Source organism: Streptomyces sp. NPDC003691, from assembly GCF_053981115.1.
The window spans coordinates 1-9,818 of record NZ_JBSFNQ010000157.1; the positions used below are offsets into that span (position 1 = coordinate 1).

Annotated in this window: 7 protein-coding genes; 3 read left to right on the forward strand and 4 right to left on the reverse strand. The window is 67.3% G+C overall.

Annotation, left to right across the window (positions count from 1 at the left end; all coding sequences use genetic code 11):
• Nucleotides 1–170 precede the first annotated feature (170 nt).
• The 3 genes from ACWDR0_RS33685 to ACWDR0_RS33695 all read right to left on the reverse strand — a co-directional run bounded on the left by ACWDR0_RS33685 (nucleotide 171) and on the right by ACWDR0_RS33695 (nucleotide 2,996).
• Nucleotides 171–932, reverse strand: coding sequence for a DUF4097 family beta strand repeat-containing protein (locus ACWDR0_RS33685; protein WP_456355636.1), 762 nt, complete (start codon nucleotides 930–932; stop codon nucleotides 171–173).
• Nucleotides 933–1,047: 115 nt separating this feature from the next.
• Nucleotides 1,048–1,716, reverse strand: coding sequence for a response regulator transcription factor (locus ACWDR0_RS33690; protein WP_456355642.1), 669 nt, complete (start codon nucleotides 1,714–1,716; stop codon nucleotides 1,048–1,050).
• Between the two features lie 5 nt (nucleotides 1,717–1,721).
• Nucleotides 1,722–2,996, reverse strand: a complete 1,275-nt coding sequence (locus ACWDR0_RS33695; protein WP_456355637.1) for a sensor domain-containing protein — start codon at nucleotides 2,994–2,996, stop codon at nucleotides 1,722–1,724.
• Between the two features lie 182 nt (nucleotides 2,997–3,178).
• On the opposite strand from ACWDR0_RS33695, the gene ACWDR0_RS33700 reads away from it, so the two are divergent.
• The gene (locus ACWDR0_RS33700; protein ID WP_456355638.1) at nucleotides 3,179–5,404 is read left to right on the forward strand and encodes an MMPL family transporter; all 2,226 of its coding nucleotides are present in this window, start codon (nucleotides 3,179–3,181) and stop codon (nucleotides 5,402–5,404) included.
• A gap of 140 nt (nucleotides 5,405–5,544) precedes the next feature.
• On the forward strand, nucleotides 5,545–6,234 hold the full coding sequence (locus tag ACWDR0_RS33705) for a 4'-phosphopantetheinyl transferase superfamily protein (protein ID WP_456355639.1): 690 nt from the start codon (nucleotides 5,545–5,547) through the stop codon (nucleotides 6,232–6,234).
• A 64-nt stretch (nucleotides 6,235–6,298) separates the two neighbouring features.
• On the opposite strand, the gene ACWDR0_RS33710 is transcribed toward ACWDR0_RS33705, so the two are convergent.
• A complete protein-coding gene (locus tag ACWDR0_RS33710; protein WP_456355640.1) occupies nucleotides 6,299–7,570 on the reverse strand; it encodes a helix-turn-helix domain-containing protein in 1,272 nt (423 codons plus the stop codon).
• A 413-nt stretch (nucleotides 7,571–7,983) separates the two neighbouring features.
• On the opposite strand from ACWDR0_RS33710, the gene ACWDR0_RS33715 reads away from it, so the two are divergent.
• On the forward strand, nucleotides 7,984–9,818 hold a 1,835-nt coding region (locus tag ACWDR0_RS33715; protein ID WP_456355641.1), incomplete at its 3' end, for a condensation domain-containing protein.

A 9,818-nucleotide genomic window follows, 5' to 3' on the forward strand; every position in this document is an offset into this window, starting at 1 on the left:
CGGCGCTGGCCACCCCGATCGACAAGTACCGCATCACGTTCGCCCTGCCGTGGGAGGACATGCTGCTGCTCGGCACCACCGACGAGGTGTACGAGCCATGGGCCCCGGCCACCCCGGTCGAGTGCAGGGCGAGCCGGGCCTGGCGAGGCAAGCGAAAGACACGGCCATGGTCAGTCCGCGCGGACTGTCACATCACCGATCTTCGTCCGGGCGATGACGCCGGCGCCGGATGAGGAGTTCTGGTCCACGGCTATCTTCCGGTCGCCGATCTCGGTCTCGGCATGCACGGCGAACGGGCCGGCACTCGGGGGTAGGTACAGCTCCACATCCCCGGTCTTGGAGACGGCCGTCAGGCTCTCGAACGCTTCGATGTCCTCGACCAGAACGTCACCCAGCTTGGTCGTGGCCTCGGCGGTATAGAACTGCACGTTCTTGAGGGTGAGGTCACCGGTCCTGCTTGCGGCCACCAGAAGGTCCCCTTTGATGTGCTCCAGACGGACACTGCCCATCCGCGTACGAGCGTCGACCGAGGCCCGCACGCCCTGTACGGAGACATCGCCCAACCGGGTCTCGACCTTGATCCGGGTGCCGGCTGCAACGGTCAGGCGATAGTCCGACGCGCACTTGCCCATGCCCTCACCGCAGCGGGTCGTCACATACAAGGTGTCCCCGTCGTGCTTGACCATCTCGTCCGGTGACCGCAGTGATGCGGTCAGCCGTTTGTGCAGCTCGGGCCTCTCACCCTGCCCGACCACATCGACCTCGATATCACCGCTGTCGATGGAGAGTTCTACGTTTCGGACCGAGGGTCTGATCGCGGCGGATCCGGATTCCGTTGCGGTGACCATGAACAACAGCAGGTACCACGCGGCTCCGCCGACCAGGGTGACACCGGTGAAGATCGCCAGGACACGGACGATGCGACGCACCACGGAGTGCTTGAGACGGCCTGACTGGGGTGGGCCCGAGTGGGCCGGGGCAAGGGGGTCGTACATCTCTGGCTCCGGTTTCGGTGGTCTCAGGTCAGCGAGGGCGCCGGTTTGAAGCTCACGGGAGGGGATTCGTCAGCGAGTTGATGTACTGGAGCACGGCTCGCACGCGACGATTCCCTTCGTCGTCGGGAAGGAGGTCGAGCTTGGTGAAGATGGCGCGGATGTGCTTCTCGACGGCCCGTTCGGTGATGAACAGACGACTCGCGAGCCCGCTGTTGCTGAGCCCCTCGGCCATGAGACCGAGTACTTCGCGCTCCCGCGGAGTGAGCGCGCCCAGGCCGCTGTCGCTTCTCTGGTGGCTTGCGAAGATCTGGCTGATCACCTCGGAATCGAGGGCGGTGCTGCCGTCGGCGACCCGGCGCAGGGTCGCCACGAACTCGTCCACGTCGGCCACTCGGTCCTTGAGGAGGTACCCGATTCCCGCGCTGCCGTGTGCGAGCAGCTTGGAGGCATAGCGCGCTTCCACGTACTGGGACAGAACGAGGATGGGGCGGCCCGGGTCCGAGCCGCGGATCGTCAGGGCGGCTCGCAGCCCTTCGTCGGTGTGGGTAGGGGGCATCCGGACGTCCACCACGCACAGGTCCGGGTCCAGGTCGGCGACCAGGTTGAGTAACTCGTCCGCGTTCCCCGCCTGTCCGACGACCTCGATACCCTCGTCGGCAAGGAGCTTGGCGAGACCGGTGCGCAGCAGGACGGAGTCCTCGGCGATGACCACACGCAACATATCCACTATGCCTTCCAGGGCAGTGTGACGTGGACGACCGTCGGACCGCCGAACGGACTGGAGAGCACGAGGTGTCCGTCCACCGCATGGATCCTGTCACGCAGACCGCGGATACCCGAGCCCCGGTCGGGGTCGACTCCGCCGATTCCGTCGTCCCTGACCGTGAGCCGGAGCAGGTCGTCCTCCCGGAAGATCTTCACCGATGCACCGTCCGCGCCGGCATGCTTGGCGATGTTGGTGAGCAGCTCGGAGACTACGTAGTAGGCGACTGCTTCGGCGCGGGAGGACGGACGCTCGGGCAGTTGCACCATGAGTTCGACAGGGACCGGGCACCGGGCTGCCACCGCTGCCAGAGCGGGCTCCATGCCCTGCTCGGTGAGGATGGACGGATGCAGACCACGAGTGACATCACGCAACTCCTGCATGGCGGCCTTGGCCTCCTCGTGCGCGGTCACCAGCAGGCGTCGAGCCTTTTCCGGGTCCTGATCGAATCGGGACTTGGCCCTGCCCAGGCTCATCGCGACCGACAACAGCCGCTGCTGTGCACCGTCGTGAAGGTCGCGCTCGATGCGCTGTCGCTCCTGCTCGGCGGCGTCGACCATACGCGAGCGGCTGTCCTCCAGGTCCATCATCCGTCGGACAAGATGGTCCACCCGGTTGGCGCCGAGCATACGGATGGCCAGATCGGACTCGGCTCGGGCGAGAGGGCGCCCGAGCAGCACTCCGGTGAGCAGCAGTGCCAGACCGGTGACCGCCGAGGACGCCGAACCCCACAGGGTGCCGATGTCGGCGTCGAGCACGGCGGCTCCGTCGGGCAGTACCAGCGCCACCAGCGGAAGCAGGGTGAGCATCACACCTGCCGCGAGTATCGTCAGCATGAGCCCGCCCGCACCCAGAGACCACAAAAACATCACACCGGTGTAGGACAGCTCACGCCAGGCACGCCGGCGGAAGAGCCGGCCCAGACGTTCCCGCCAGCCAATGCTGGGCTCGGCGACCGGCATGTCGATGTCCAAATCCCGCAGGAAATACAGCCGCTGACGGTCCAGCCGGGAGATCCAGCCGGCCGTCAGCATGGCCAGAGGCAACAGCGGCAGACCGATCAGGAGCAGTGGAGTCAGGGCCACGCCCGTCAGGAGCAGCACGACGGGTACGCAGTACAGCGGCAACATTGCCAGTGTGGTCAGGAGCTGCAGGAGGTCGTCGCGTGCGCTCCGAGCGAGCAGACGCTGAGCGACACGGCGTATCGCTGCCCCCGTCCTCGGTGGTCTCCACCTCATGGCACTCCTGCTCTCGGCTCGTCGTATCAGAATGCTAGATGTGCGACTTCGGCCTTTCCGAGCGTGCGGACATCCCCTTCGACGGTAGTGCCAGCACTACTCCCGAAGAGGTGATCGCACGCCCGACGGTGAAGTGCACCGCTGCGTAGCGTCAAGGCCGTCCCCTACGAGGAGCCCTGACGATGTCCTTCACCGAAGACAAACACACCGCGAGCCGGCGGTCCGGGCCGCCGGGTGCGGAACCGACACCGCGTGGACTCGTGGAGAGAACAGCCGCATGGAGCATGGCCCATCGGAAGCTGACCCTGCTGTTATGGATCGCGGTCGTTGTTCTGGCGTATGCGGCGAGTACGGTGAGCGGGGTCCGGGAGCAGGAGGATGCCGACGGTCTCACCGGGCAGTCAGCGGTTGCCGAACGAATGCTGGACGACGCGGACTTTGCGGACGACGGCATCGAACGCGTGTTGCTCCAGGCCCGCAGCGGCAAGCTAGCCGCCGCCACCGCCGACGAGGTAGTGGCCTCGCTGCGCGAACGGTACAAGACTGTGGACGCGGTAGCCGCGGTCGGCGAGCCCGTCACCTCCGAGGACGGTCGCAGTGTGCTGGTGCCGGTGACTCTCGACCTGGGCACCGGCGACGACAAGAAGAAACCCAAGAGCGTCGTCGGCCCGATGCTGAAGGCGACGGAAGCGGAGCAGCAAGCCCGTACCGACCTACGCATCGAACAACTCGGAAAGGGTTCTGTCACCAAGGAGTTGAGCCAGAAGCTCGGCGCCGACTTTCGGCGGGCGGAGTTCATCAGCGTTCCGCTGACACTGATCATCCTGCTTGTAGCCTTCGGCGCACTGCTCGCGGCGGGACTGCCGGTGCTGCTCGGCATCACCTCGGTGGTCTTCGCACTCGGGCTGGCGGGCGTGACCTCGCTACTGGTGCCCGTGGACGCCAATCAAGCCAGCCTGATCCTGTTGATGGGGCTCGCGGTCGGTGTCGACTACTCGCTCTTCTACATCCGGCGTCAGCGCGAGGAGCGGGCGCTGGGCAAATCCCCCGATGCGGCATTGCGTATCGCCGCGGCGACCTCGGGACGTGCCGTCCTGGTCTCGGGTCTGACGGTGGCCTTTGCCATGGCCGGCATGTTCCTCTCCGGAAACATGCTGTTCTACTCGCTCGCCCTGGGCACGATCCTGGTGGTCCTGGTGGCCGTTCTCGGTTCTCTCACGGTTCTGCCGGCCGCGCTCGCGGGGCTGGGCGACAAGATCGACCGGCCGCGGATCCCACTGCTGCGGCGGCGTACCGTCATACGAGGTGAGAGCAGGCTGTGGGCCGCCGTACTCCGTCCCGTCCTCAAGGCACCGGGAGTGTCGCTGCTGGTCGGAGTGGTGGCCATGCTGGCTCTGGCCGCACCCGCCCTTGGCATGAAGCTGAAGATGCCCGGCGACGAGGACCTGCCGCGCTCGTACACGGTCATGCAAATCTACGACCGGGTGGTCGAAGCGTTCCCGACCGAGGGAACGGCGCACGCCGTAGCGGTCGAGGCCGGCAAGGGGCAGTCCGGCGAAGTGGCACGGTTGCTGACGGTCCTGCACGAGGACGCCATGGCAACCGGAGAGTTCGCGCGGTCCACGAAGCCGGATATCGCACTGTCGAAGGACGGCACAGTGTCCCGCCTCGAACTGCACGTCAAGGGCGACGCGGGGGGATCGGAGGCGAAGCGGACGCTGGAGCTGCTGCGCAGTGAACTCGCGCCGAAGGCGTTGGAAGGAGCCGACGTCGGCAAGTGGGCCGTCGGAGGTGAGACGGCCTTCTCGACCGACTTCTCGGACACTCTGAAGGACCGCCTGCCCTTGGTGATCGGATTCGTCACCGCGCTCTGCTTCGGCGTCATGCTGCTGGCCTTCCGTTCTGTGGCCCTGGCTCTGCTGACCGCCGTGCTCAATGTGCTGTCCGTAGCTGCTGCCTACGGCGTTCTCGTGCTGGTCTTCCAAGGCGAATGGGCCGAGGACCTGCTGGGGTTCGACTCAAATGGAGCGGTGGTTTCCTGGCTCCCGCTTATTCTGTTCGTAGTTCTCTACGGGCTGTCGATGGACTATCACGTCTTCGTTCTGAGCAGGGTGCGCGAGGGGGTCGGACTGGGAGGCTCCACACAGGCGGCCGTTCGGCACGGCATCCTCACGTCCGCGGGCGTGGTCACCACCGCGGCTGTGATCATGGTTGCCGTCTTCGCGGTCTTCGCGACGCTGTCGACCTTGGACATGAAGCAGCTGGGTGTAGGACTTGCCGTGGCCATCCTCCTCGACGCCACCTTGATCCGCGGTGTGCTGCTGCCAGCCGCTCTTGTCCTGCTGGGCAAGAGGGCCTGGCCCGGGTCACGGTCCGCGCGGCAGAACCCGACCGTCTCCCACGAGTGATCAGCTCCCGCAGGGAGAGCAGGGGCCCCCTCTCACTCTCTCTTCCCGCGCCGGGCGGCCAGCGAGCGAAGGAGATTGCCTGTATGGGTGGGTGGGCCGCGGTTCCCTCCGGTCTGGTGGTGCGGTCCGGGGAGCTCCATGTGTTCAGGACTCGCCTGGATTCCTCCGGCCGGGCCGCCGGCGAGGCGGTTGATCTGGTCAGTGAGGAGGAACGGGCCATGGCCGAGGCGCTGGACCGTCCCGGCGACGGACGAGCCTTCCTCTGCGCGCGTGCCACGACTCGCCGGGTGCTCGGCTGGGTGCTCGGGCGGAGTCCGGCCGGGGTCGAGTTCTGCCGCTCGGAGCACGGCAGGCTCGCTCTGGTGGACCGGGAGGTCTCCTTCAGTGTGGCGTACGGAGGCGGCCAGCAACTGATCGCCTTATCGCCCACGGGGTCCGTCGGTGTCGATGTCCAGGACGGCGATGTGACATACGGCGACAACCTTCTACTGGCCCTGACGCGTTGGGAGCGGCAGCTGCTTCGACGGCTGTCCCCGTCCGCGCGGCAGATGTTCTTCCTCGGCCTGTGGACTCGCAAGGAGGCTGTCCTGCGGGCTGTCGGATATGGATTCCGGGTGCCACCGGACGAGATCGACGTGCTGCTGGACGACGGCGAGGGCGTCGTTGCGGTGCCGCTGCCCGACGGCGCCGGAGTCGCCGAGGTGCATGTCCGTGATCTGCCGACCGGGCGGGGGGCCGTGGCCGCCGTCGCGACCACCGGCCCCGTGACCGAACTGCACACCTGGAAGTTCAACCCTGCGGTAGGTGTTGTGCCCCTGCACTCCTGCTGACCGGACCGGGTCCACATCCCCCGAGGTCTGGGTCGGTCAGCAGGAAGCGCCGGGCGGCTCCTCTCTAGGGGCCGCCCGGCGTGAGGAGTTCACTCAACTGGCGCCAGGCCTCGGATGACTTCCGGTACGCTCCGGCCTGCTCCAGAGCCTCGGCCGCTTGCCGATAGCTGTCCCGGGCTGCCGCAGCGTTCCCGGCGAGGGAATGCGCCTTGGCCGACAGGAGACGACACTGCCCGAGTTTCGCCAAGGGCACTTCGCCGTCCTGACCGCAAACCCGGTCCGTCAGTTTCAGAACCTGCTCGGGGTGCCCCTGGCGCAGCGCCAGCTGGGCTTCGGCCAGCATGAGGTCGGTGACATCGTCGGCGCTGCCGACGAGTTCGACGGCTTGACGGGCCTTGGCCAACAGACCCTCCGCGCTCAGTAGGGCGTCGCCGGAGGGGTCATGCTCAAGGCGGAGTGCCGCAGAGACCCGGCACAGCCGAGCCCAGGCCACCAGGTTCACATCGGGACGCAGACAGGCGAAGCCCTGCTCGTGCAGTCTGGCCCCGTCCTGCGGCAGCCCGCACAGAAACCGTGTGCTGCCCACCGCCCAGTAGACCTTGCCCCGCAGCTGGCGGGACGGGATGGCCTCGGCGACCTCCTGCAGTGTGTCGGCGAGCCCGGCGGCGTTCTCCAGCTCGCCGCTGTCGGCGTATGCGTTGAGGAGCGCCAGCATGGCGTTCACCCGCTCGTGAGTGCTCGGTGGCAGGGTTACGATGTCCGAGGCTGCTGCCTCCGCGACCCGGAGGGCTTCTCCCAGTCGCCCTTGGCGACGGAGATTCTCGGCGAGCGCGGTGGCGACCCGTGCCGCGAGGCGAGGGGTCTCCTGTGACAGAGAGGTCTCGGCGAGGCTGGACAGGACGGCGTGCTCTTCGTCGGTCCGCCCCAACTCCTGTAGAACCTCGGCGAGGACCCAGGCGGCCTCCCAGAGGAGATCCTCTTCGCTGTGACCGGCGCCCTCCGCGACGATTCTGCGCAGGAGATCCGCGGTTTCCATCAGTTCACCGTCTTTGCGCAAAGAGCCCGCTGTGAGCAGCTGACTGGCCACGTCGAGCCGCTGACTACGGTGCTCCCGCCGGCCCTCCTCGGAATCGGGGCTGGTCAGTGTCTCCAGAGACACTTCGAGGCGGCGAGCGAAGAGGGAGGCTATGAGGTCGTTGGGTGACCGCCCCCCGCTCTCCACCCGGGAGACGTAGCTGGCCGACACATCGTCGCCGGCCAGCTCCCCCTGAGACAGGCCGCGCTGGAGCCGTAGTCGCCGCAGTCGGCGCCCGAATCCGGGCTGTTCGATCATCATGGTCCTTCGGGATCGCCCTGGCGTGCCGGGGCGGGCGGGCGGGCGGCTGCCCTGTGATGCGGCCGCCCGGGGCCCTCGGTGATGCCGTGGAAACGTCAGTGGCACCGATTGTGCGGGCAGCCTAGGGCGCGGTTGACAGAGCTGTCGAATCCATGCCCCGAAGGCTATCTGCGCGTAATCACCGAACCAGTCTCCGCAGGTCAAACCCGTACGGCAAGACCCTTGTCAAGTTTCGCTTGAAGCGTGACTGGATCCGTGCATAGTGTTGTGACGAGCGTGACGAATCGGTGTCAAAGTCTGTGACAAATCATGGGGGAATTGTGCGAGCAGACGTGCACTGCGGTGAACCCGTCCGGGCCAACGGGGGAGTGGCCGGAGACGAAGCCGGCACACAGTACGAGACTCCGCTCACCGTGGGGCAGGCATCTCTCCTGTTTCTCCACGATCTGGCTCCCGACTCCCCCGCGTACCACATCGCCGTATGCGTAACGGTGGATGAACGGCTGGACACCGAGAGGCTTCGCCGCTCCTGGGGTGCCGTGTGTGTCCGCCATCCGGGGCTCACCGGGGTGGTCGTTCCCCGGGCCGAGGGCTTTGTGCAGCGCCGGCACGGCGCCGAGGCGCCCTTTGTCGTGCGGGAGACGCCGGACGCGGGTGTCCAGCGGTTACGTGCACTGGCCCATCGCGACTACCAGCGCCCCTTCGCGCTCGATCGTGAGGCTCCGGCCCGGCTCTTCGTGTATCAGGACACCGCGGCCACCACTCTCCATCTGGTCCTGCACCATATCGCCGGTGATATGAGCTCCCTCTCCCTGGTCGTCGAGGACCTGCTCACGGCGTACGGCTCGGAGGCGGACGGCGCACCGGGACTGCCGACTGCCGTCGACCACTCCTACGCCCGTCATGTCGCGGCCGAGCAGGCGTTCCTCGACGGCCCCCGATCGCAGAAGTCGCGCCGGTACTGGGAAGAACGGCTCACCGATTGCCGGTTCGCCCTCGATCTGCCGGGCATGACTGCGCCCCGTCCGGTGGTCGATCCTGAGGCGCCGGCCCATATCCGCTTCCATCTGGATGCGCCTACCACCGCCCGCATCGGGGTTCTGGCCGAAACTTGCCGCAGCACCACCGCCACCGTGCTGCTGGCCGCATTCAACGTCCTACTGCACAAACTCACCGACTGCGACGACATCGTCGTCGGCTTCCCTGTCGAGGGCCGCAGAACATCCTTCAAGCGTACTGTCGGCCACTTCGCGAATGCTGTACTGCTGCGCACCACCGTGACTGCCGAGTCCACCTTCGATGCGGTCCTCGACGCCACCCGCACCGCCCATATCGACGCTGTACGGCACCGGGCGCTGCCCATCCCGACCGTTCTCGGACGTCTGACACCGGGATCGGCCCTGTCGGGAGAGTCGCTTTACCAGGTGAGCTTCCAGTTCGAGTCGGACCGGCTCGCCGACGGCACCAGGGCGGTCCTCGGGGGCCTCGGCAGCATCCGCTTCGCCGGCTTCGACACGGTGCCCGTACCGGTACGTCAGCAGGTCGGACAGTTTCCGCTGCGGTTGCAGGCCGGTGAGATCGACGGAGAGGTACATGGTGTCCTCCACTTCGACCCGGCCCGGTTCGACCCCCGGACCGTCGCCGGTTACGCCCGGCTGTTCGAAACCGTGGTCGCGGAGGCCGTGACCGACCCGACCCTGACCGCCGATCGCCTCGGTGCCGATGCCGACACCGCCTTGCGCTGGTCGGGAGCCGGAGTAGACGGAGTGGGCGACGGCACCCCGGTGCACCGGGCGGTCGTCGCCCACGCGCTGAGCACACCGGACGAGATCGCTCTGATCGACGGTGCGCGAGCATGGACCTACGGAGAGCTGGAGCGGGCCTCGGCCGTGGTGGCCCGGCGCCTGCGCCGGTCGGGGGTGGGGCCGGAGTCCGTGGTGGGCCTGTGCCTGCCCCGCGGAGCCCGGGCAGCAATCGCCATACTGGCGGTCCTGCGTGCCGGCGGTGCCTGGCTCGCCCTCGACCCTTCCTATCCGGCCGGACGACTGCAGGTGATGGCGGACGAGGCCCGCTGCACTGCAGTTGTCACGGGTACGGCTCTGCGCGAGCTCACGGCCGGCCTCGTCCCCGGGCACACACCCATCCTGGATATCGACGGGCTCGACCTCGGTGCCGAGGTCGACCGGTCCGGTCTGGACCTGGCGCACCCGGATGATCTGGCGTATCTCGTCTTCACCTCGGGGTCCAC

Excerpts from the sequence above, each read along its gene's own strand:
- ACWDR0_RS33695 (WP_456355637.1), bottom strand. The coding sequence starts at position 2,996 with ATGAGGTGGAGACCACCGAGGACGGGGGCAGCGATACGCCGTGTCGCT.
- ACWDR0_RS33700 (WP_456355638.1), top strand. The coding sequence starts at position 3,179 with ATGTCCTTCACCGAAGACAAACACACCGCGAGCCGGCGGTCCGGGCCG.
- ACWDR0_RS33690 (WP_456355642.1), bottom strand. The coding sequence starts at position 1,716 with ATGTTGCGTGTGGTCATCGCCGAGGACTCCGTCCTGCTGCGCACCGGT.
- ACWDR0_RS33710 (WP_456355640.1), bottom strand. The coding sequence starts at position 7,570 with ATGATGATCGAACAGCCCGGATTCGGGCGCCGACTGCGGCGACTACGG.